Raw genomic sequence first — 22335 nt, 5'->3', positions numbered from 1 at the left:
CCCGGGCCGCCCCGGCGCGGCCGGCCCTACTTGCGTATCTCCGTCGCGGCGACCTGAACGAACACGCCGGTGTCCTCGGCCATCAGCAGGCCGCGGCCGCGGGGCAGCGGACCACCCTTCATCTTGCCGCGGATGAATCCCTCGTCGGGGTCGGCGTCCATCACCAGCAGGGGCGCGTTCGCCTGGGCCAGCGCCCGCAACATCGGGTCGCTGCCCGCCGACGACCAACCACCGAACGTCCGGGTGACGATCACGTGCAGGCCGACGTCGGCGGCCCGGGTCACCCACGGTGCGGCCTTGTGCAGCGGCGAATCGAAACCGGCTGGTAGCTGCTGGATGTCGTCGACGATCAAGAAGATCTCCGGTCCGCTCCACCACGACCGCGACAGCAACTCTTCGGCCGACAGGCCCGGCGGTGGCTCGCGGCCGGCCAGGACCGCGGCCAGTTCGCCCATCATCGCCTGCACGCCGTCGAGGTTGTAGGCGAACTTCTCCACGTAGTCCGAACCCAGCGTCGTCAGCAGCTGACGCCGCGGGTCCACCAGCCACACCTGCGCCGAGGGTTGCCCCGCCGGCGGCTGCGGGGCGCTGGTGGCTCCCGGCGCGTACAGCCGCCCGATCTCGGACATGATGGTGGCCAGCGTCGTGGTGCGCCCACATTCGCGGCGGCCGGTGACCATCAGGTGCGCGTTCTCGGCGAAGTTGAGGTAGACCGGCGACAGGTCCAATTCGGAGATGGCCCAAGCGATTCCGCCCGCACCGACGCCCTGGCGGGTGTCCTGGGCGGCAATCTCGCGAAGCTGATCGATGCCGAACGTCGCCGGCAGCCGGCGCACCGGCGGGGCCTGGCCGCTCGCGACACGGCTGACGGCTTCGACGATGCTGTCGGACTCGAACCGGTTGTCCGGCGTGCTCGCCAACGCGGGCCGGGCCACGAGCGTGTGCAGACCGGACTGCGGGTCGGCGTCGAGGCGGACGTAGTTGACCGCGACCATGCCGCGACCCGGCTTGACCGGAACATCCTTGGCGAACCGGGACCGCACCAGCTTGGCGTCTTCGACGGCGGCCAGCCGCAACTCGACCCGGGAGCCGAAGCCGCTGCGCACCGGCGGCCGCAGCTCGGATTCGCGATCGGCGGTGACCACCACGTGCACCCCGAACGAGGGGCCCTGGTTGATGATCACGTTCACCTGCTCGATCAGCACCTCGTTCTCTTCGGCCAGCGCGCGGTAGTTGTCCACCACCAGGTAGACGTCGCCGAACCCGTCATTGGGGACCGGCCCGGGCTCGCCGCCGAACCTCCGCCGCCGGAACACCTCCATCGAGGCGATGCCGTACTCGAGGAAGGTGCGCTTGCGCTCCCGCACCAGGGCCAGCAGCTCGGCCACCGTGCGGCGCACGCCGTACGGGTCGGTCGGACCGGCCACCTCGCCGACGTGGGGCAGCCCGGCGACCGTGGTCAGGGCGGTGCTGCTGTAGGCCAAGCAGTAGAACTGGATCTGCTCGGGTGTGTGGGTCAGCGCCGCCGCGCAGATCAGGGTCTGCAGCGCGGTGGTTTTGCCCGAGCCGCCGGCCCCCAGGATCAGGACGTTGGCACCGGGGCCGGACGTGTCGACGGTCCACGGCGGCTGGTCGTGCTTGAACGGGCGGTCGATGATCCCGATCGGGAAGACCAGATCCCGCGCGGTGCCGTAATCCTGCTGCCACGGGCGGCCGAGGAACCGGTTCACCAACTCGTCGATCGCGACGGGCTGGTTCAGCGGCGGCTGCCACAGCCGGTAGGGCTGGAAGTCGATCTTGCGCAGCTGATCGATGATGACCGTGCCGACCTTCGGCGTCCGGATCCCTTCGACGTCGTCGTCCGGTCCCTCTACCTCCGGCAGGTCGCCGTCGGTGGGGATCGCCGGGGTATTGACCTCGGGCCCCCCGACGCTGACCTCCAGCGGGGTGAACGAGTTCGTGAACAGCTGCGGGCGGACGTAGTCGATGCTGTGCACCAACGCCGGCGCCTCGTCCCCGTCGTCGGTGAGGCCGCGCGGAAAGTAGTCCCGCCAAAGGAATTCGGCCTGGAACCGGACGATGTCCTCCAAGCTGCGGCGGAAGTACCCCAGGCCCGCCTGGGCGGGCAGGTTGACCGCGTTCGGCACGCCGGCCGCCTGCGCCGCACCGGCGGTACGCGCCTTGAGCACCAGCCGGTAACCCATGTTCTCCATGAGCTTTTCGGCGCGGCTCTCGATGGTCTGCGACGCCATCATCAGGTGGATCCAGTAGGCGCGGCCCTGACGGCCGATCGAGTCGAGGACGTCGACCGCCGTCGGCATGATGCGGAACCATTCGTAGAACTCGTCGATGACGACCACGAGCATCGGCAGCGGCGCCATGTCCTGGCCGCGCGCCCGCATCCGGCTGCGCACCGAGTTGTATTCCTTGGCGTCGTCGACACCCGCGCTGTCGCAGATCGCCTTACGACGCGCGATCTCCCCCCACAGCGCGTCGAGGAAGCGCTCCATCAACGCCTGGTCCTCTTCCAGGTCGGTGATGATCCGGGACACGTGCGGCACCCCGGCGAACGGCTTGACCGCCGACCCACCCTTGAGGTCGGCCAGCACGAACTGCAGCTCCTCCGGCGGGTGGCTGAGCATCAGCGATTCGATCACCGTCCGCACCAGGGTCGACTTCCCCGAACCCGTCGTCCCGGACATGACGCCGTGGGGGCCGTCGCCGCCTTCGTCCAGCGACTTCATGTCCAGGAACAACAGCTCGCCGTTGTCGGAACGCACACCGAACGGGGCCCGCAACCGCGACCGGCCCATCGAGTCGTTGCGGCTGCCCCACAACGCCTCGAAATCGATGTGGCCGGGATCGTCAATTCCGTAGTAGGACATGATGTCTCGGGCGCCGATGTGCGCCACCCGCTGGCCGATCTCCTCGTACGCCTCGGCGAGCCGCCAGCGCGCCAGCTTCTGCGCGAACTCCTCCGCCTCGGCGACGCTGATGTGGTCGGTGAGGGCGAAGAACCACGGCTTCTCGTCGATCACCATCCAGGTGTCGCGGTCGCGGGGCAGCGCCTCGATCACACCCATCTTGTCGAACCGCAGGGTCCGCTCCGGCACCGCGCTCCACATCGGCGAGCCGGTGAGATCGAAGAACGTCACCCCGTCGACGCCCTCGCCGCTGATCACGTACTCCCATTGGGGGTCAACGGCGTCGGCGATGATCACCGTGTGCGGCGTCGGCGTCTGGGCGGCCGAGCTGGCGTGGCGGGGAGTGAAAGACCCACGGCCGGCGAACAATTCGGCCTGCTCGGCGGCGAACTCACGCACCGAGCTGTACACCATGCGCGCGTTGCCCGCCGCGTCCTGGCGGCGCGGATCACCGAAGTGGGGCAGCCATTTCACCCAGTCCCATTCGTCCACATCCGAACTGACCACGATCATCCGAACATGGTCGGGGCCGTGGGAGAACGCCAGCTGGCAGACGATCGCCCGCATCAAACCCAGGACCTGCTCGCGGTCCCCGGCCAGCGAGTACCAGGGTTCGACCAGCACCGAGATCATCTTGGGCAGGTTGTAAACGACGCTCTGATAGCGCCCGAACTCCTGAAGCGCCTTACCGGTCACCGGCTCGAGCTCGATGTCGGTCGGCATGTTCTGGGGCTCACCCCAGGTCACCTCGGGACGTGTCATGCCGACGCCGACACGGACCACGCCGAAGTTCAGGTCCTTGCCGTCGGGCTTGCGTTCCCACATGCGCGAGGATCCGACCGCGGCGGCCAGCGTGGTGGGCGCGGGGTGGAACCACCGGTAGTTGGCGTCCATGCTGTCGGCCGACTCGTGGGCGGTCTCGCGCAGCATGTCGAGCATCAACATGAACTGGGCGCGCATCGAGTCCAGCTTCGGCCGGCTCATCTGCTGCTGGCCGCCGAACCGGCCGCCGAACATCATCATCGCGACGCCGCCGATCATGAAGATCGGGAAGATGGCGCCCGCGCCACCGAACACGTGCGAGCCGCTGGCGAACGTCATGCCGACCATGCCGATCAGCAGGCCGACCACCAGCACACCGACCACCACCAGCCACCAGGGCTTGCCCTCCGGCGGCGGAATGCTCAGCGGGGTCGGAAGGACGATGTTCTCCGGCTTGATGACCGGGGGCTTCTCCGGTGTCGGCCGGGCAAATCCACGTTTCACTTCGGTACCGTCAACTCTCCTGGGGACATATCCATCGGCAGCGTGTCGTGCTGCACCAGCGCATCCGAGCGCGACAACGTCGGCCCCTGCGGCAGCAGCCGCAGCGCCACCCACGGCGCCAGGGCCGGTTTCGTCTTCAGGCCCAACGCTTCTCGGACTTCACGGGTGTCGTCGACCCCGAACCGGGCGCCCGCGTCCGTGAGCCACCACAGCGATTCGGTGGTCTTGGCACCGGGATCGTTTCCGGTGACGGCGACGAAGTTCGCGTAGTCGGGCCCGAAGAACACCTGGTCGGCTTCGCGGCCGGTGGTGTCCGCCTTGACCAGCGACACCACCCGGTTGACGTCCTTCGTCTCGACCGGGATGGTCGCGCCGGAGATGACCTGCACGCGGGCCCGGTTTTCACCGGAGGTCTTCTGCCACCACCAGCAGGTCGCCGGGTTCTCGCGGATGTCCATCACGTTCAGGGGCGCATCCGGGTAGGACGACAGGTCCAGCTTGTTGACCACCGGCATCTTCGCCAACGCGGACGGTTCCACCGTCACGGGTTTGGTGTTGCCCGGTCCGGCGTTCTGCAGGATCTGGGCCACCAACGGCGGCAGCGTCTGCACACCGTCGGCCAACACCAGCGAATACTGTTGCGGCCCACTGATTTGCGGGGTGACGATCACCGTGCCGATCGGTCCGGGCGCCCCCGGGAACGACGCGCCGGCGCCCGCGTTCTGAATCTGGGGCACCGTCAGTTCCGGACCCACCGGCAACGCGTCGTAGAGGGCGCGGCTCATCGGCTTGGCCATGCTGACCTGCTCGGGGGTCAGGCCCAGCGGCAGCAGCACCGACCGGTTCGCGGCGTCGATGCGCGAGCGGCGTCCGTCGCGGATCACCCAGGCGTCGCCGCCGTAGTTCAGCACCACCGCGTCCGTCCCGGTCAGCACCCGCCGGTGGTGGCTCAGATCGGGATTGCCGTCGATGACCGTGACCGTCACGCCGGACGGGGCGCCCGCGCCGGTCGAGTTCGCCACGGTGTCGCAGACCAACCATGACGAGGCGCCCGGGCTGGTGGGGTGGAAGCTCGACGGCGCACCCGGGATGCCCACCATCGGGCCGCGCGGCAGGCTGGCGATCTGGCTCGACCGAACCAGGTGCGGATTGTCCGGGCGGCCGGTGATCAGCCGCGCCGACGCCAGGTTCAGCGCGGGATACAGCCGGTCCCCCACCCGGACGTACAGGGCGCCCGAGTCGCGGTCGGCGATGATCGGCGACTCGTTGATCTGGCCGGCCGGGCTGATGAACGAATAGAGCAGCGCGCCCAGGCAGATCACCAGGGCGGCCGAAATCGATGCCACCACGGCGAGGTTCTGCCGTCGGCCGGGCTCGACCTCCATGCGCACGCGCCACCGGGTCAGCGCTATCGCGGTCCGGCGGGCAAGGAACTGATAGCCGGTGACCTGGGTCCGCGTCGACAGCCCAAGGCCGTACCCCGACCCGCGCTGCCCGCGACTCTCTTCCGCCACTAATTCACCATCCGGGTTGCTCGAACGCCTGGATTCGGCCCCTGTGAACCGATCCAGCGCGAATTACATGACAACGGTAAGGCACCTGCACGGACCTCGCCATGCGGCGCCGAAGCGCATTCACTTCTGCCTCTGCTCATCGCGCCCGGATCCGGCCCGTTCACCGCGCCGGCGCCCCCGCGCGGACGGCCCCGACCGGCGCCGTTGAGCTGGCAGTTTCTGTTCCCCCAAGATCAGCCACCGAATCCCCTCACGGCATCGTAGTGGCCCATCGCGCCGGCGTCCTGTCGAGCGCGCGGAGCGGGTCACCGACGGGCGGGGCAGATGAACGGAAGGCGGCCGTCCAGCAAAGAAAACGCCAACTCGCGTCGGGTCCGGGTCGCCGGTCGGCGAATCCTGGCAGCAAGATGGCCCTATGACCGAACTCGCACCGTCGCTGATCGAACTCGCCCGGAGGTACGGCATCGCGACGGAGTACGAGGACTGGAGCGGCAGGCGGGTGCGGGTGTCTGAGGCGACGCTCAAGGCCGTGCTGGCCGCGCTCGGCGTCGCGGCCGGCGACGAACAGGAACGCAACCTCGCGCTCACCGCCAAGCTGAGGTCGCACTGGGCGCGGCGACTGCCGGCGACCATCGTCGGCCGCACCGGTGAGCAGATCCGGTTTTGGGCCCACGTCACCCACGGTGCTCCCGCCGAGGTGTGGTTGGCGCTCGAGGACGGCACGGTGCGCGGCGACGTCGCGCAGGTCGACAACTTCACCCCGCCGTTCGACCTGGACGGACGCTGGGTCGGCGAGGCCAGCTTCCTGCTGCCCACCGACCTGCCGCTGGGGTATCACCGGGTGCACCTGCGGTCCGGGGACTCCGAGACCAGCACCGCGCTGATCGTGACGCCGGATTGGCTCGGGCTGCCGGAGCGGCTCGGCAACCGTCGCGCCTGGGGCCTGGCGGTTCAGCTCTACAGCGTGCGGTCCCGGGGGTCCTGGGGCGTCGGGGATCTCACCGATCTGACCGACCTCGCGGTGTGGTCGGCGTCGCGCCACGGCGCCGATTACCTCCTGGTCAATCCGCTGCATGCGGCGGCGCCTCCGGGTCCGAAGGGCCGGATGGAGCCGTCGCCGTACCTGCCGACGTCGCGGCGCTTCGTCAATCCGATTTATCTTCGCGTCGAGGCGATCCCCGAATTCGCCGACCTGGGCAAGCGCAGCCGGGTCCGCCGGCTGCGCGCGGACGTCCAGGAGCGCGCCGGCCGCGTCGACACCATCGACCGCGACAGCTCGTGGGCGGCCAAACGGGCCGCCCTCAAGCTGCTGCACGAGGAACCGCGGTCGGCGGGCCGGGAACTGTCCTACGCGGCGTTCCGCGACCGGGAGGGCCGCGCACTCGACGACTTCGCGACCTGGTGCGCGCTGGCCGAACAATACGGCGATGACTGGCATCGTTGGCCCGAAGCGCTGCAACATCCCGACGCGTCCGGGGTCGCAGACTTTGTCGAAAAACATTCCGACACCGTCGATTTCCACCGCTGGTTGCAATGGCAAATCGACGAGCAGCTCGCCGCGGCCCAGTCCCAGGCGATCCGGGCCGGAATGTCGTTGGGCATCATGGGCGACCTGGCCGTCGGCGTGCACCCCAACGGCGCCGACACCTGGGCGCTGCAGGATGTGATGGCGCTGGGCGTGACCGCCGGGGCGCCACCGGACGAGTTCAATCAGCTCGGCCAGGACTGGTCGCAGCCGCCGTGGCGGCCGGACCGACTGGACGAGCACGAGTACCGGCCGTTTCGCGCGTTGATCCGCGCGGTACTGCGGCACGCCGGCGGGGTGCGCATCGACCACATCATCGGGTTGTTCCGGCTCTGGTGGATCCCGCGGGGTGCACCACCAACCGAGGGCACCTACGTCCGCTACGACCACGAAGCCATGATCGGCATCGTCGCCCTGGAGGCACACCGGGCCGGCGCGGTGGTGGTGGGCGAGGACCTCGGCACGGTCGAGCCGTGGGTGCGTGACTACCTGTTGTTGCGGGGGCTGCTGGGCACGTCGATCCTCTGGTTCGAGCTGGACCGCGACGGGAACGGCGGACCACTGCCGGCGGAGCGCTGGCGGGAGTACTGCCTGTCCTCGGTCACCACCCACGACCTGCCGCCGACGGCCGGCTACCTGGCGGGCGACCATGTGCGGCTGCGTGACTCGCTGGGATTGCTGACCCGGCCCGTCGCCGAGGAGCTCGAGTCCGACCGTGCCGAGTTGGCGGCGTGGCTGGCCGAGTTGCGCCGGGTGGGGCTGCTCGATGAAGGCGAAGACGACCCGCAGCAGGTCGTCCTGGCGCTGTACAAGTACCTGGGCCGGACGCCGTCGCGGCTGCTGGGGCTGGCGCTCACCGACGCCGTCGGTGACCGTCGCACCCAGAACCAGCCCGGCACTACGGACGAATACCCCAACTGGCGGGTCCCGCTGACCGGTCCGGACGGGCGCGACGTGCTGCTCGAAGACGTGTTCACCGACCCCCGGGCCGCCACGCTGGCCGAGGCCGTGCGCGCCGCGATCGCCCCGGCCGCCTCGGAAAGCTCGGAGAGCGTTCAAAGCGCGGCCCGCTGACCGCGCGACCGGTCGGCTTGTTAGCTTCACCAACCATGAAGGTCTCAGTGGTGGCCCCGGTCGCCGACGGTGTCACCGCGGACCCCGAGTGGATGGTGGCCTTCGCGCGCCACCTCGAAGCCTGCGGATTCGAATCGATCGTCGCCGTCGAGCACACGGTCCTGCTCACGCGCTACGACAGCGTCTATCCCTACGACCGTTCCGGGCGGGTCGGGCTGGCCCCCGACTGCCCCATCCCGGACCCGCTGGATCTGCTGGCCTTTCTGGCCGGCCACACCACCAGCCTCGGGCTGGCCACCGGGGTGCTGGTGTTGCCCAACCACCACCCGGTGGTGCTCGCCAAGCGGGTCGCCACCGTCGACGCCCTCTCCGGTGGAAGGCTGCGGCTGTGTGTGGGTGTGGGCTGGCTCAAAGAGGAGCTGCAGGCGTGCGGCGCGGACTTCGACAATCGGGGCAGGCGGGCCGACGAGCAGCTGGCGGTGCTGCGCGCGCTGTGGGCCGACCGACCCCAGGGGGCGTCCTTCCACGGTGAATTCTTCAGCTTCGACAATGTGATGAGCTATCCCAAACCCGTTGCCGGGGAACGGTTTCCGGTGCACATCGGCGGCCACAGCCGAGCGGCCGCACGCCGTGCGGGGCGCTTCGGCGACGGCTTCCAGCCCCTTGGCGTCACCGGTCCGGCGCTGGCGTCGCTGATCGGGCTCATGCGCGAGGAGGCATCGGCGGCAGGCCGCGACCCCGCGGCACTGGAGGTGTCGCTGGGCCACAGTGTCACCAAGATCGACGCCGAGCGCGCGGCGGGCCTGGTCGACCAGGGCGCCGACCGGCTGGTGCTGGCCATGCCGCCGACCGCCGACCTCGAGGCGGCCAAGGACGCCCTGTCGGCGTGCGCGCAGCGGCTGTCGCTGGTTTCGTGAACCGATGACGCTTTCCGCTGACGAGCGAATGGCGCTCAGCGATGTGGTTCACCGGTACGCCGCCCACGTCGATGACCGTGAATTCGGCGCCGTCGCAGAGCTTTTCACCACCGAGGCCGAGTTGGTCGTGCCCTCGCCACCGGCCGATCTGTTGCCGACACATGCGCATCGCGGCCGCGCCGCCATCGCGAGGGCCGTCGGGGCCGTGGCCGCGGTCGCGCGCACCGAGCACGCTATCGTCGGCGAGGTGTACGAGGCGGCCGGGCGGCGGGGGGCCGCGCGCGGGCGCGTCGCGTGCGTCGCTCACCACTGGAACCCGCGGGGCGACGAGGTGGTGGATGTGGTGTGGCACCTGCGCTACGACGACGCATACGAGCTGACGGCCGCCGGCTGGCGGATCGCCCGCCGCGCGCTGACGATCAACGCCCTCGAGACGCGCCCGGTGCGCCGGCTGTTACCGCGCGACACCGCCTAGCCTCGTCTGCTAGGAGGTTGGGAGAGAATTCACAGCAATCGCCAAGGAGCCGTGTTTGCGGAAAGAATTGAGCATTCCGTAGGCAGTTGCGGCAACCGGCGTCCGAGCCGGAGCGGATTCCGCCCCCTGGCAACTGTTGCCGACGATCACACGACGGGACACGACGCGCCACGGAAGGATTTTTTCCAATCAAACTTGGATTTATCCAGGTGTTTTGGTGTATTTTCAACCCCGTGACGCATGCCGAAAGCAAACGTATTGACCCGGTGGGGAACGGCTCAGTCTCGACGTTGGCGGTAGGCACGCCGCTGACATCCGATCCTGGTTATCGGCACGAGATCCATACCGCCCACGACACCATCGATGTCGAGGAGTACGGCGGCGGGTTCGATCTGACCAGGCGGGCGACCGCCCCGAAGTTGCGCGTCGGCCGTGACCGGTGGTTCAACCTTCTGTGGTTGATCCCGATCGGCTTTGGACTGCTGATCGCGTCGGTGGCGATCGGCAAGGGCCTGCACAACATGCCGGCCATTCAGTCGTTCATCGCGCGCTACCCCGGGACCGATCCGCACAGCGGTGCTCCCGACGGGCTGCCCGCGTGGATCGGTTGGACGCACTTTTTCAACCTGTTCATGATGATGTTCATCATCAGGACGGGGATTCAGATTCTCTGTGACCATCCCCGGCTCTATTTCAGCCGCAACGCCACCCCGGGCAAGGACGAGTGGCTGCGGGTCGGCCCGCCGGTGCCGGACGACGAGCTGTGGACCGCCAACGCCGACACCGTCGCCCTGCCGCCGCAATTCGGCCTGCCCGGATTCCGGCACTCCATCGGGCTGGCGCGATGGTGGCATCTCGGCGTCGACGTGTTGTGGCTCCTCAACGGGGCGGTCTTCTACGTGTTGCTGTTCACCACCGGGCAGTGGCGCCACATCGTGCCGACCAGCTGGGACGTCTTTCCCAACGCCGCGTCGGTCGCGATTCAGTACATGTCGCTGGACTGGCCGACCGACAACGGCTGGGTCGCCTACAACGGCCTGCAGCTGCTGTCGTACTTCACCACCGTCTTCATCGCCGCGCCAGCCGCGTTGATCACCGGCCTGGGGATGTCGCCGGCGCTGTCGCAGCGCGTGCACTGGCTGAGCAAGCGCCTGAGCATTCAGCACGCGCGGTCGCTGCATTTCCTGGTGCTGGTGTACTTCCTGTTCTTCATCCTGGTGCACGTGACGATGGTGTTGACCACCGAGGCACTGCGGAACCTCAACCACATGTTCGCCTCCCGCGACGACAACAGCTGGATGGGTTTCTGGATCTTCGCCGCGGCCATGGTGCTGACGGCCGTCGCGTGGGTGTGGGCCACCCCGTTCACCATCAAGCACCCGCGGGTCGTTCAGCGGGTCGGGTACGCCCTGGTCGGGCCGTTCCAGCGAGCGCTCGAACGGCTGGACCCCAAGCCGGGCGCCTTCACCGAAAACGACATCTCGCCGCACCACTGGCGCAACGGCCGCCTCCCCGAGACCGTCGAATACAAAGAGCTCGAGCGCGACGACTTCAAGAACTGGCGGCTCAAGGTCTACGGCCTGGTCGAGCACCCGATGGAGTTCTCGCTCGAGGACTTGATGGCGCTGCCCTACCACGAGCAGATCAGCCAGCACTTCTGCATCCAGGCGTGGTCGGGCGTCGCCAAATGGGGTGGCGTGCAAATGAAGACGATCATGGACATCGTCAAGCCGCTGCCCGAGGCGAAGTGGGCGGTGTTCTATTCGATGGGTCTGGGCGCCACGGGGGGCATCTACTACAACGCCCATCACATCGGTCAGATGGACCACCACATGACGATGCTGGCCTACAACATGAACGACCAGCAGCTGCCGTACATGCACGGCAGGCCGCTGCGGCTGCGCAACGAGCTGCAGCACGGATTCAAATTGGTGAAGTGGATCAAGGGAATCGAATTCGTCGCCGACTACCGCGACATCGGAAGCGGCTATGGCGGCTACAGCGAGGACCACAAGTACTTCGGGCGGCACCAGACCCTGTAGCGGCCGTCGACTCCGCCAAGTCGTTTGTCCAGCCGGTGTTTTGGGTAGCTCCACTGCATCGGCCGGACGGAAGCGACAGCAGAGGAGACGCCCATGAGGCACAGCCCTGTCGATGATGATCGGACCGTTGCCCGCCGCGGCGACGACTCGATGCATGATGCGGCGCAGACGCCCGGATTGGTCGTGGTCTGTGCGGCTGCGCTGGCGTTCGTGGTGTGCGTGGCGAACTTTGCCCTGGGACAGGCTCACGCGGGCGTCGTCGCGGCGATCGTCGCGATGCTCGCGTTCGGGGCGGGCCTGGCGTGGCTTGCGATGGACCGCAGGCGGATTCGCCAGGCGCAGCGCGAATGGGTGATCGGCCACCCGGGCCGATAGGTCCCTACCGCAACGACGCGAGGTTGTTCACGGACTTTTGCACGTCCGATCGCAGCACCCTGGCGACCAGTCCCCCGATCGGCCCGCTGAGCAGGCCGCCTTTGAGGTCGGCGGTGAGGTGAAAGGTCGATCCCGGGTCGTTCGCCGACACGGTCATCTCCACATTGAGCCGGATTCCACCACGGCCACGGCCTTGCAGCTCAATCGATTTCGGCTCGTCGTACCGGGTGACGGTCCAATGGATGACGTTGCGGAAACCCTTGACCTTCACGCACGACGAGACACAGGTGCCTTCCTCGATCGTGTCGGGAACGGGGCTTCGCCACCCGGCGAAGATCGTCATCCACTCGTCGAACCGGTCCAGGTCCGACGCCAGCTTCCAGGCCGCTTCCGGCTCCACCTTCGAGGACACCGAAACATCTACTCGAGCCAAGGCGTTCCTCCGCTCCTCCCCGATCCCAAGCGCCGCCACCCACGTGGTCAAACGCACAACCGTGGCTGGGTACCCCAACACCGCCGGCGCTATTCGTGGGGCAACCTCAGGGCCACGCCTGTTCGAGTTGCTGAGCGACGTCGATGATCTGTGCCGCCTGCGACGCCGGCGCGTCGATCTCGGCCGCGACGTACTGCGCGATGAATCGCCGGATCTCGCCGTCCACCCCCGCCAGGATCCGGAGCACCTCGCCGCGGATGGAATTCGACGAGACATTGACGGTGATGTCGGAAGGCCTCGGCTTGGCGACGTCGACGATCAGCAGCAGCGGTTCGGCCGCGCGCGCGGTCGCTCGCAGGGCGATGTCACCCGAGACCACGAAGCGCTGCTTGTCGAGCCACAGGTCCACGAGCAGGTCGATCGACAGCGGTATGTGGATGACGAAGGTGATGCTGTCGCCCAGTCGGCGGGTGACGCGGGGCTCCTGGATGGAGACATTCGCACTGACTTTGGCGATCTTGCCCGGTCCCTGCGCGATCGGCTCCATGGCGAACTCGCTGCCGGCGATGTCGGCGAACGCGGCGGCGACACGCTCGGGGGTGACGGCGACCTCGAAGAACCTGCGACCGAATTCCTCGTAGGTGACAAAATCGTGATTCGACATAGGCTTATACCGTCTCACGTCACCTGCCCGAACGACCGCTGATCCGCTCGCGTCGCAGGAATTACGCGCGCGTTCCCGTCCCGTCGCACCGGGCCCGCCCGGCCGACGCCCGGCTGGTGATCTGCGTCCATCCCGCCGGCCTGTGAGGCCCGCCACACGTGGCAGCTTCGATTCGATGCGTCGGCCCCGGGCCTGGGAGGCTTGATCGCGGAGGTGTTTTCAGTCTCATGCCCCAGGAAGTAATCGACCGCCGCCCGGGCCTGGCCAGGGTCGCGGAAGCGCTCATCTGGCTCGGCGGCGGAGACGGCCGCGAGGCCGGCGAACGCCACGAGCGGTCCGCCCACGCGGTGGCCGGCGCCGTCGTGATGCTGGGAGCCGCGCTGGCCTGGCTGGTCGCGGCGCTGGCAGTGGGCGGGTCGGCCCGCGCGACGAGCGTTGCCGTCGTGCCGCTGACCGTCGTCTTCGGCCTGCTGGCCGGCGCGGTAACCCGCGCCACCGTGCCGGGCTCCCACCGGAGCCGCCCGGGCCTCGTGGGACGCGCCGCGATGGCGGCCGCGGTCGGCGTCATCGTCGGCGAACTAGCCACGTTGGTGATCCTGTCCGGTTCGATCGACCAGCGTGTCGACGAACGCGCTGCGCGCGCCGCGGAATCGGCGCCCGCGGTCGCGCAGGCATCGGCATCGCTACAGCGCACCGAGGAGGCGCGCGCCGCGCTCGAGCGCGCCGTCACGCAGGCCCGCGATCGGCAGGACAGGGCCCTGGTCGTCGCCCGCTGTGAATATCACCCCACCCCCGGTTGCCCGCAGACCCGGATCACCGGCGTTCCGGGACCCGGACCCGAAACCCGCACTGGCAACGAGCTTCTCAACGACGCCCAGCATGAACTCGACGCCGCACTGTCCGCGCGGGACAGCCGCGCGCCGGCGTTGGATGCCACGATCTCGCGACAGGAGCAAGACCTGCAGGATGCGCGGCGCGGCGTCATCGCCGACGCCGGCCGGGGCCTGGGCGCACGGTGGGTCGCGATGAATGACCTCGCGTGGAACACCGCGGGGGCCCAAGCCCTGCGTGTGCTGACCATCGGGGCGTGCGTGCTGCTGTACCTGGCGCCACTGATCCTGGGGTTGTGGCGCGGGCAGACAACTTACGATCGCCACGCCGCCGCGCGCGCGGAGCGCGACCGCGCCGAACTCGACGCGGACACCGCCATCGCAATCAAGCGGGCCGAGGTCCGCCGCGACGCCGAGATCATGTGGGCCGAGCACCAATTGACCCAGGCCCGGCTCGCCATCGAGGCGCAGACCGAGATCGACCGCGAGCATCAGCGTCGCCGTGTCCTGCAGGCCCTCGAGCACCCGGTGCACGCGCCGTCGCGGCGGGCCGTCGAACCGGTCGAGGACGGCGGGTATCTGCCGATCGCCGCCGAAGCGGAGGCGGCCAGCCGGGCGATCGCCCAGCGGCCCGCGCCGGAGGCGGGCGACGAGATCGCGCGGCCCGACGAGCGAAACGCGCCGTTGATCCCGTCGCTCCCGGAGGCGACCCGGGCCGCCGCCCGCTGGATCAGGCCGCTGGTACCGCCGTTCGTGGCGCGGGTGATCGACACCACGACCCAGCCGCTACGCACCGCGCGCCACGTGTTTGAAGGGGTACTCGAAGAGACCGAAGAGATCACGTTCGCGCTGAAGCGAACCCGCACGGTGACCGTCAACTCCGAGGCGTCGAGCGCCGAACTGCCCGCGGGCGAAGGTGGTGCCGAAACGCCGTCTGCCCGGACGGAATTCGTCACCTCATCGCGCTACACACCCGGCGAGGGTCGCCTGCCGGCCGCCGGACACGCACCGGAGTTGGCGACGCGCGGAGCGCCGCGGGATTTGGGTGCGTCGGAAGGCCCGCGCCAACTGCCGCCGCCGAAATAGCCTGGCGCTATTGCGGACCGAAGCTAGGCCTTGACCGCCTCGACGAAGTAGCCGCGCGGTATTCCGGGCACGTCGAGCGGGACCACTGGGTGGTCCCAGCGATTCCACTTCGTTCCAGGCTCGGCGACATCGGTGACGTGGGCCGTCCAGCCGTGCCGCTCGACGAGGGACGCCGGTGCGTCAGTACCGAACGTCCATGGCGCACCGAGGCGCCGCATGAATTCCAGGGTGGGCTGCAGGAATTCGGCTTCCAGCAACGTCGCCCCGACCAGGTCATAGAGCACCCGCGAACCCGGCGCGGACAACGCGTCGATTCTGGCGAACAAGGCGTCGACATCCGATGCATCGAGGTACTGCAGCAGACCCTCGACTAGCCACACCGCCGGTGCGGACGACGAAAACCCCTGGGAACGCAGCGCCTTCGGCCAATCGTCGGCCAGATCGATGCCCACCGCAACCCGCTGGCACCGGGGTTGCTCGCCGGCGAGCCGTTCGTCCTTGATGGCGGTCACCCGGGGCTGGTCGACTTCGTAAACGGTGGTGTCCGGCTGCCACGGCAGACGGTATGCGCGGGCGTCCATGCCTGCGGCGAGGATCACCACCTGCGAAATGCCGTCCGATTGAGCCCGCAGCAGGCGCTCATCCCAGAAGCGCGTCCGGATGGCGATCTGCGGTGACGTCGCGCCCGTCTTCGCCACGGCTTGGGCAAGCAATTCGCGCCCCTCGTCGCCGGCGAGCCGTTCGGCGAACGGATCGGTGAACAGTCGGTCCCGGCGCGCGGATTCCTCGGCGCGCATCGCGGCAACCAACAGGCCCGTGTGGGCGACGGCTAATCTGGTGTCTTCCATGTCGCAATCATGAGCACACACGAACGAATGGTCTTGGATATTTGTGCCGCCCGAGCGGGACGTGGCTGGGCAACAGGATGCGCTGCCGCCGGTAGCAGGTCGGCGTCGTCCCGCTGAAAGCCCGGAATTCCCGCACGAAATGGGACTGGTCGAAATACCCTAGGTCGGCGGCGATGCGGGCGCCGGGCGTGCCGTCACCAAGGCGCTTCAGCGCGGCTTGGAAGCGCCGGGCACGGGCAAATTCCTTTGGGGGCAAGCCAGCTTCGGCGCGGAACAGGGCGATGAGCCGCTTGGTGGACAGTCCGGTCATGCGGCGGACGTCAGCCAGTCGAATCGAGGGATCGGCCTCGACCGCAGCCATCGCGGCGGCGACGCCGGGATGGCGATGCACCGACGAGCGCGCCTGCGCGAGCATGAACTGCTCCAGCAGACGAAACCTGGCCGGGACGGACGGTGCCTCGATCAGGCGCTCGTGCAAGTCGCGTCCTTGCCGTCCCCAGATCTCACCGACGCCCACGGGTCCATCCGCCAGGTCGCCCAACGGTATGCCCAGAAACGGAAATGCGCCCCCGGGCCGGAAATGGATGGCCACGACGGGCTCGTCGGCAGCGATGTCCGAGACGTAGGGCGTGTTCTGTGATCCCGTGATGAAGGCAGGCGGAACGCTCATCTCGGTGGTGCCGTCGGCGGCATAGAGGTCCAGTTGCTGGCGGTGGCCGACGTCGAAGACGATCGTCACCGCGCCGCGCGGCAGCGCCCGGCTTCGGTAGGTGGCCCCGCGATGGAGCCAATGCCCGAAGAATTCGATATGGTCCGCCAGCTCAGAGCGCGGGCGGTACAGCCGGGGCCCCGAGCCCATCAGCGGACCCGGTTCACATCGCGTTGGACACCGGCCACAGATGACATTCTCGCACTTCGCTCGACGCCCACATCTTTTGGATTCGGTGTGCGCCCGTCAGCGGAACAGGCTTATGCCGTAGTCGGTTTCAAACATCGGTCGACGGGCCGCCCGATTTTTCCGCCAGCGCCTGCTGCCGCGCCCGCGAGCCGGCCAATAGAGCTCGAGCCCGAAGGCGCGACCCGCAGAACGGTCGGGTGCTTCATCGAAAGAGTTATCGAAAGAGTTGTCGAGAGAGTTGGAGACGGCCGGGTTACCCCTCGAAAGCTCGGCCGTCCCAACGTCTTGGTGCCCGCTCAACAGGGCACTGCGGCGGACTCGAACAACCGACCCCATTCGTGCCGCGCCGCGGACTGGGCGTCGGCGAAACTGGGTGTCTGTTGACCGTCGCCGGCCAGGTGCACCAGCGCCCATGCCATCGCGAACACCGGAACCTTGTGCCGCAATGCCGCACTGTGCAATTCGTCCAGGGCGGCCTCCGAGGGGCACCGGCGCAGGCCGATGAGGATGCCCCGCGCGGTGTCGAGGATGCGACCGGAGTGCGGGCCGCACGAAGTCTGGGCGGGAACCCAGTTCGATGTCATGCTGTGGATACCTCCTGCGGCGCCGTCAATGAATCCGCCACTCACGTACCGGACGAGGAATTCGTGTGTGCTACGCATCGTCGCGGCCGCATACCTCAAAAGCGCCCTGTGCCATGATTTGTCGATGGCCTGCGTTCTGCCAGACCGCGGGAGACATTGATATCCGCCCGTGACCCTTTCGGAATCGGCTGCTAACCACGGAATCCGCGACGCGTGGTATCGAAACGGGTTGCGAATCCCGCGATTAGGTCGCTCCCCCGCCCGCGGCCTTAGAGAATCGCCCCGAGCTCCTTGGCCTTGGCGATGTCGTCCCAATCGACGTCGAGCTCCAGCAGGATCTCCTCGGTGTGCTGGCCGTGTTCGGGTGCACGCGCGGGCGCCGGCGGGGTTTCGTCGAATTGCACCGGGGCGGCGACGATCCGGTACTTCTCGCCGTGGTCGTCCACGTTGGTCACCACGTATCCGTTGGGCTCGACCTGCGGGTCGTTGAGGGTCTCCCGCGGCGTCGCCAGGGCGCCCCACACGCCGGGTTCGTCCGCAAGCACACGTTGCCAGTGCGCGAGGTCGTGGCGGGCGAACGCATCCGCGAAGAGTTCGGTCGCCGCGGCCGCGTTGGCGATCAGGTTGCTCGACGGGACAAATCGCTCGTCGTCGGCCAGCTCGGCCAGGCCCATGCGCCGGCAGAAGCCCACCCAAAACTTGTCCGGCTGCAGGAAGACCAGTTGGATCCACCTGCCGTCCTTGGTCTTGTAGCGGTTGACGAGCGGGTTGATGGCCAGCCCCGGCGGGGCGCCCGGAATCCCGTCGATGTCGAAGAAGTCGGCGGCCGAAATGGACGGCGCTATCGACCACATCGCCTGGGCCAGCAGCGAGGAGTCGACGATCGTGGGCTCGCCGGTGCGTTCGCGGTGGAACAGGGCGGCGCAGACACCGCCGGCCAGTGTCGCCCCACCCTGCAGGTCACCGAAACCCGGCCCCTGAACCGCCGGGGTCTCGGTGCCGAACGGTGTGAGCGTGTACGCGACCCCGCCCCGCGCGAGGTACGTCGCGGCGTCGAATCCGCCCCTGTCCCGGTCCGGTCCCCGCACGCCCAGCCCGGTGCCGCGCGCGATGATGATCTTCGGGTTGAACGAGCGGATGTCGTCGACGGTCAGGCGGGCCCGCTCGAGCGCGCCCGGAAGCCAATTGGTCAAGAAGACGTCCGCGCTGGCCAGCAGCCGGCCGAACAGCTCACGGCCGGTCGCCGATTTGATGTCGATCCCGATGCTGCGCTTCCCGCGGTTGCCCAACTCGAGGATGAAGTCGGCGTCGGGGCGGGCGGCTTGCCGGGTGAAACCTCCGACGACCAGCGCGCGGCCCGGGTCGCCCGAGGTGACACCCTCCACCTTGATGACGTCGGCGCCCCAGTCCGACAGGGCCGCACCGGCCGACGGCACGTACGTCCACGACGCCAATTCCACCACCCGCACGCCGCGCAGTACCCCGTCGGACATCGCCAATCCCCTCGCTCGCCGCCATTCCTTGCTATTTTAGATATTCTAGCTAGTCTTGGGCGTAGTGATAGCCCATCCGCAGGTCAGCGCAGTTTTTCCGGGAAGAGATGCGATGGAGCCGGCCGAAGGTCTCGTTTCGCCAACCGCCGCGGTGATCGCGCGCCCCGCCACCGCCCAGACGGGTGACCGGCCCCCTCATCCTCGCCCGGGCTTACTGCCGCCACACCGAATACCGTTGGGCCCCAACGTGAATCGCGACGTAGCCGGACGGACGAAGGGCGGCCGATGGGCAGAGTAGCGGGCAAGGTGGCCGTCATCAGCGGCGCCGCACGCGGCCAGGGCCGCTCGCACGCGCGGATGCTGGCCGCCGAGGGCGCGGACATCATCGCGGTGGATTTGTGTGCCGACATCGAAACCAACGAATACCCCCTGGCCCGTCCGGAAGACCTCGACGAGACGGCGCGGCTGGTCGAAAAGGAAGGGCAACGCGCGTACACGGCGGTCGCGGACGTTCGCGACCGCGTGGCCTTGTCCGCCGCCATCGATGCCGGCGTCGCCGAGTTCGGGCATCTGGACGTCGTGGTCGCCAACGCGGGCATCTGCCCCCTGACCGCGGGTCTGCCGCCGCAAGCCTTCGCCGACGCGGTGGACGTGGATCTCATCGGCGTGCTGAATCTGGTGCACGCGAGCCTCAAACACCTGCGCTCCGGCGCGTCGATCATCGTCATAGGCTCCAACGCGGCGTTCATGTCATCGATGAATACCAGCGGGATCGACGGTGGCCCCGGCGGGGCCGGGTACGCCTTCGCGAAACTGGCTGCCGCACACTACGTCAACGACTTCGCGTTGGCGCTCGCCCGGTTTTCCATCCGGATGAACGCTGTGCATCCGACGAACGTCAACACCGACATGCTGCACAGCCCACCGATGTATCGCGCCTTCCGGCCCGATCTGGCGGAGCCGACTCGCGAGGATGCCGAGCCGGTGTTCCCGCTCGTGCAGGCGATGCCGGTCCCCTACGTCGAGCCCGAAGACATCAGCGAGGCGGTGCTGTTCCTCGCCTCGGACGCGGCGCGCTACATCACCGGACAGCAGTTGCGCGTCGACGCCGGGGGCTTCCTCAAGGTCAAACCCTGGTCGGGAGCGTGATGACCACCGAACACGATGCACCGCAATCGGTCTCGCAGGGCGTCGAGCGTCGCCTGTACGAATTGATGGTGCTGATGAAGGCGGCCGACGATCGATTGTCCAAGGGCATCGGCACCGGCGAGTTCATGTGCGTGTACTGGCCCTCGCGGGGCCAGGAGGCGATCGCCGCCGCGATGGGCGTGGCGCTGCGGCCCGACGACCAGCTGGTGACGACCTACCGCGGCCTGCACGACCTGATCGGCAAGGGCGTCCCGCTCGAGGAGATCTACGGCGAGATGATGGGCCGCACGGTGGGCGCCGGCCGGGGCAAGGGCGGCACCATGCACATCGCCAATCCCGCCAAGGGCGTGATGCTTTCGACGGGCATCGTCGGCGCCGGGCCACCCGTGGCCGTCGGGCTGGCGATGGCCGCCAAACGCAAGGGCATCGACCGCGTCACGGTGGTCAGCTTCGGCGACGGCGCCACGAACACCGGCTCGTTTCACGAGGCCGCCAACATGGCCGCGCTGTGGGACCTGCCGCTCGTCTTCGTCTGCCAGAACAACCTCTACGCCGAGATGACACCGACATCGGACACCATGAAGCTCGAACACGTCGCCGACCGGGCCGCCGGCTACGGCATGCCGGGCGTGCGCGTCGACGGCAACGACCCGCTCGCGGTGAAAGCGGCGCTCGACGACGCGCTGCGGCGGGCGCGCGACGGAGGCGGCCCCACCTTCATCGAGTGCGTCACGTTCCGCTTCCGCGGCCATTACTTCGGCGACCGGACGCCCTACATCCCCGCCGAACAACTCGAGGCGGCGCTGGCCGCCGACCCGGTGCCCCGGTTCCGCAGCCACCTGGAAGGGACCGGCGTCTGCGATCACGACGATCTCGTCCGCATCGACAGCGACGCGGCGGCCGCGGTGGAGGCGGCCCTGCGGACCGTGCTGGGCGCGGACTCCCCGTCGATCGACGAACTCGACCGCGACGTATACGCCGCCCCGATCGCGTTCCCGGTGTAAGCGCATGGACGACAAGGAGATGACCATGCGCGAGGCGCTCAACCTCGCGCTGGACCAGGCGCTCGCGGCCGACGAACGGGTGTTCCTGCTCGGGGAGGACATCGCCGATCCCGGCGCCTCCGGGCCGACGGCGGGCTTGTCGACGAAGTACGGCCACGACCGCGTCCTCGACACCCCGATCTCGGAGGCCGCGATCGTGGGCGCGGCCATCGGCGCGGCGATCGACGGGCTGCTGCCCGTCGCCGAGATCATGATCATGGATTTCATCGGGATCGCCGCCGATCAGCTGATCAACAACGCCGCCAAGCTGAGGTTCATGACCGCCGGGCGCACGTCGGCGCCCATCACCGTCCGCACCCAGGTATATGCCGGATTGGCCACGGGCGCAACGCATTCGCAGAGCCTCGAGGCGTGGTTCATGCACATCCCCGGGATGAAGGTGATCGTGCCCTCCACCCCACGCGACGGCAAGGGGCTGCTGACCGCGGCGATCTTCGACCCCGATCCGTGCCTGTTCGTCGAAACGATTCGGTTGCAGAGCAAGAAGGGCCCCGTCCCCACCGAGCCCGGGTTCTCCATCCCGCTCGGGCAGGCCGACATCAAGCGGCCGGGCACCGACGTCAGCGTGATCGCCTACGGCCGCTGCGTGCACGACGCGCTGAGCGCCGCGGACACGCTGGGCGAGCGGGGTGTCAGCGCCGAGGTGATCGACCTGCGCACCCTGGTGCCGCTCGACGTCGACACCATCGTGGGGTCCGTGCGCCGCACGCGCCGAGCCGTGATCGTCCATGACGCCGTGCAATTCGCGGGCCCCGGGGCGGAGATCGCCGCGATCCTGCACGCACAGCTCTTCGGCGAGCTCGCCGCGCCTGTCGAGCGGGTCGCCGCGCGATTCGTCCCCAACCCGGCCGCGGCGGCGCTCGAGGCCCAGGTGTATCCGTCGCCGGCGCGGATCGTCGAAGCGGCCCTGCGCACCTGCGAGAGGGCGAAGGCGCATGGCTGACTTCATCATTCGCATCCCCCGGGTCTCGGTGGCGGTCTCGGAGGCCGAACTGACCGGGCTGCTCGTCGGCGCCGGCGAACACGTCGAGGCGGGCACGCCGATCTACGTCATCGCCACCGAGAAGGTCGAGCAGGAGATCGAAGCGGGGGCGACGGGGACCGTGCGGTGGACGGGCCAGGTCGGGACCACCTACGACATCGGCGCCGAAATCGGCGTCATCTCGTCATAACG

18 protein-coding genes are annotated in these 22335 nt (G+C 68.6%); 10 read left to right on the top strand and 8 right to left on the bottom strand.

Features of this window, described 5'->3' with window-relative positions:
• Window positions 1-26: 26 nt before the first annotated feature.
• Window positions 27-4190 carry a type VII secretion protein EccC gene (locus tag QGN30_RS14305; protein WP_009954152.1) on the bottom strand — a complete coding sequence of 1388 codons (4164 nt, stop codon included), beginning with the start codon at window positions 4188-4190 and terminating at the stop codon, window positions 27-29.
• Window positions 4187-5704, bottom strand: a complete 1518-nt coding sequence (eccB, locus tag QGN30_RS14300; RefSeq protein WP_009954151.1) for a type VII secretion protein EccB — start codon at window positions 5702-5704, stop codon at window positions 4187-4189. The genes QGN30_RS14305 and eccB overlap by 4 nt, the downstream gene beginning before the upstream one ends.
• Before the next feature lie 415 nt (window positions 5705-6119).
• Here eccB and malQ point away from each other — a divergent pair, with 415 nt between their 5' ends.
• From malQ to QGN30_RS14275, 5 genes are all read left to right on the top strand, one after another.
• Complete coding sequence (gene malQ, locus QGN30_RS14295) at window positions 6120-8303, top strand: 4-alpha-glucanotransferase (RefSeq protein WP_009954150.1); 2184 nt, start codon at window positions 6120-6122, stop codon at window positions 8301-8303.
• A gap of 35 nt (window positions 8304-8338) precedes the next feature.
• Window positions 8339-9220 (top strand): LLM class F420-dependent oxidoreductase, encoded by an 882-nt coding sequence (locus QGN30_RS14290; RefSeq protein ID WP_009954148.1) that lies wholly within the window; start codon window positions 8339-8341, stop codon window positions 9218-9220.
• Window positions 9221-9224: 4 nt separating this feature from the next.
• Entirely contained in the window at window positions 9225-9695 is a 471-nt protein-coding gene (locus QGN30_RS14285) for a nuclear transport factor 2 family protein (protein WP_008257062.1), read from the top strand.
• A gap of 266 nt (window positions 9696-9961) precedes the next feature.
• Window positions 9962-11737 carry a molybdopterin-dependent oxidoreductase gene (locus QGN30_RS14280; protein WP_026071377.1) on the top strand — a complete coding sequence of 592 codons (1776 nt, stop codon included), beginning with the start codon at window positions 9962-9964 and terminating at the stop codon, window positions 11735-11737.
• Window positions 11738-11830: 93 nt separating this feature from the next.
• The gene (locus QGN30_RS14275; RefSeq protein ID WP_008257067.1) at window positions 11831-12112 is read left to right on the top strand and encodes a LapA family protein; all 282 of its coding nucleotides are present in this window, start codon (window positions 11831-11833) and stop codon (window positions 12110-12112) included.
• Between the two features lie 4 nt (window positions 12113-12116).
• Here the strand turns inward: QGN30_RS14275 and QGN30_RS14270 are convergent, their stop codons facing one another.
• Together QGN30_RS14270 and QGN30_RS14265 are read right to left on the bottom strand one after the other, a co-directional pair.
• Window positions 12117-12545 (bottom strand): type II toxin-antitoxin system Rv0910 family toxin, encoded by a 429-nt coding sequence (locus tag QGN30_RS14270; protein WP_014382645.1) that lies wholly within the window; start codon window positions 12543-12545, stop codon window positions 12117-12119.
• Window positions 12546-12651: 106 nt separating this feature from the next.
• Complete coding sequence (locus QGN30_RS14265) at window positions 12652-13209, bottom strand: hypothetical protein (RefSeq protein WP_009954143.1); 558 nt, start codon at window positions 13207-13209, stop codon at window positions 12652-12654.
• 227 nt (window positions 13210-13436) lie between these two features.
• On the opposite strand from QGN30_RS14265, the gene QGN30_RS14260 reads away from it, so the two are divergent.
• A complete protein-coding gene (locus tag QGN30_RS14260) occupies window positions 13437-15125 on the top strand; it encodes a DUF4407 domain-containing protein (RefSeq protein ID WP_014380206.1) in 1689 nt (562 codons plus the stop codon).
• Between the two features lie 23 nt (window positions 15126-15148).
• On the opposite strand, the gene QGN30_RS14255 is transcribed toward QGN30_RS14260, so the two are convergent.
• The 4 genes from QGN30_RS14255 to QGN30_RS14240 all read right to left on the bottom strand — a co-directional run bounded on the left by QGN30_RS14255 (window position 15149) and on the right by QGN30_RS14240 (window position 18948).
• Window positions 15149-15973, bottom strand: coding sequence for an SAM-dependent methyltransferase (locus QGN30_RS14255; RefSeq protein ID WP_009952452.1), 825 nt, complete (start codon window positions 15971-15973; stop codon window positions 15149-15151).
• A gap of 7 nt (window positions 15974-15980) precedes the next feature.
• Entirely contained in the window at window positions 15981-16832 is an 852-nt protein-coding gene (locus QGN30_RS14250) for a helix-turn-helix domain-containing protein (RefSeq protein WP_009952450.1), read from the bottom strand.
• A 335-nt stretch (window positions 16833-17167) separates the two neighbouring features.
• The gene (locus QGN30_RS14245; protein ID WP_008257079.1) at window positions 17168-17455 is read right to left on the bottom strand and encodes an ANTAR domain-containing protein; all 288 of its coding nucleotides are present in this window, start codon (window positions 17453-17455) and stop codon (window positions 17168-17170) included.
• Window positions 17456-17724: 269 nt separating this feature from the next.
• The gene (locus QGN30_RS14240; RefSeq protein WP_009952449.1) at window positions 17725-18948 is read right to left on the bottom strand and encodes a CaiB/BaiF CoA transferase family protein; all 1224 of its coding nucleotides are present in this window, start codon (window positions 18946-18948) and stop codon (window positions 17725-17727) included.
• Window positions 18949-19233: 285 nt separating this feature from the next.
• Here QGN30_RS14240 and QGN30_RS14235 point away from each other — a divergent pair, with 285 nt between their 5' ends.
• From QGN30_RS14235 to QGN30_RS14220, 4 genes are read left to right on the top strand one after another with little or no spacing between them, the layout of a single operon-like run.
• Window positions 19234-20097 (top strand): mycofactocin-coupled SDR family oxidoreductase, encoded by an 864-nt coding sequence (locus tag QGN30_RS14235; RefSeq protein WP_014384792.1) that lies wholly within the window; start codon window positions 19234-19236, stop codon window positions 20095-20097.
• Window positions 20097-21101, top strand: coding sequence for a thiamine pyrophosphate-dependent dehydrogenase E1 component subunit alpha (locus tag QGN30_RS14230; protein ID WP_248923101.1), 1005 nt, complete (start codon window positions 20097-20099; stop codon window positions 21099-21101). The genes QGN30_RS14235 and QGN30_RS14230 overlap by 1 nt, the downstream gene beginning before the upstream one ends.
• A gap of 4 nt (window positions 21102-21105) precedes the next feature.
• On the top strand, window positions 21106-22104 hold the full coding sequence (locus tag QGN30_RS14225; protein ID WP_248923102.1) for an alpha-ketoacid dehydrogenase subunit beta: 999 nt from the start codon (window positions 21106-21108) through the stop codon (window positions 22102-22104).
• Window positions 22097-22333 (top strand): biotin/lipoyl-containing protein, encoded by a 237-nt coding sequence (locus QGN30_RS14220; RefSeq protein ID WP_008257090.1) that lies wholly within the window; start codon window positions 22097-22099, stop codon window positions 22331-22333. Before QGN30_RS14225 ends, QGN30_RS14220 begins: the two co-directional genes overlap by 8 nt.
• Window positions 22334-22335: the final 2 nt, after the last annotated feature.

Origin of the sequence: Mycobacterium sp. 3-98, assembly GCF_035918355.1 — a bacterium.
Lineage (GTDB): Bacteria > Actinomycetota > Actinomycetes > Mycobacteriales > Mycobacteriaceae > Mycobacterium > Mycobacterium intracellulare.
Note: the sequence above shows the minus strand (reverse complement) of the source record. Positions and strands in the feature narration are given on the sequence as shown.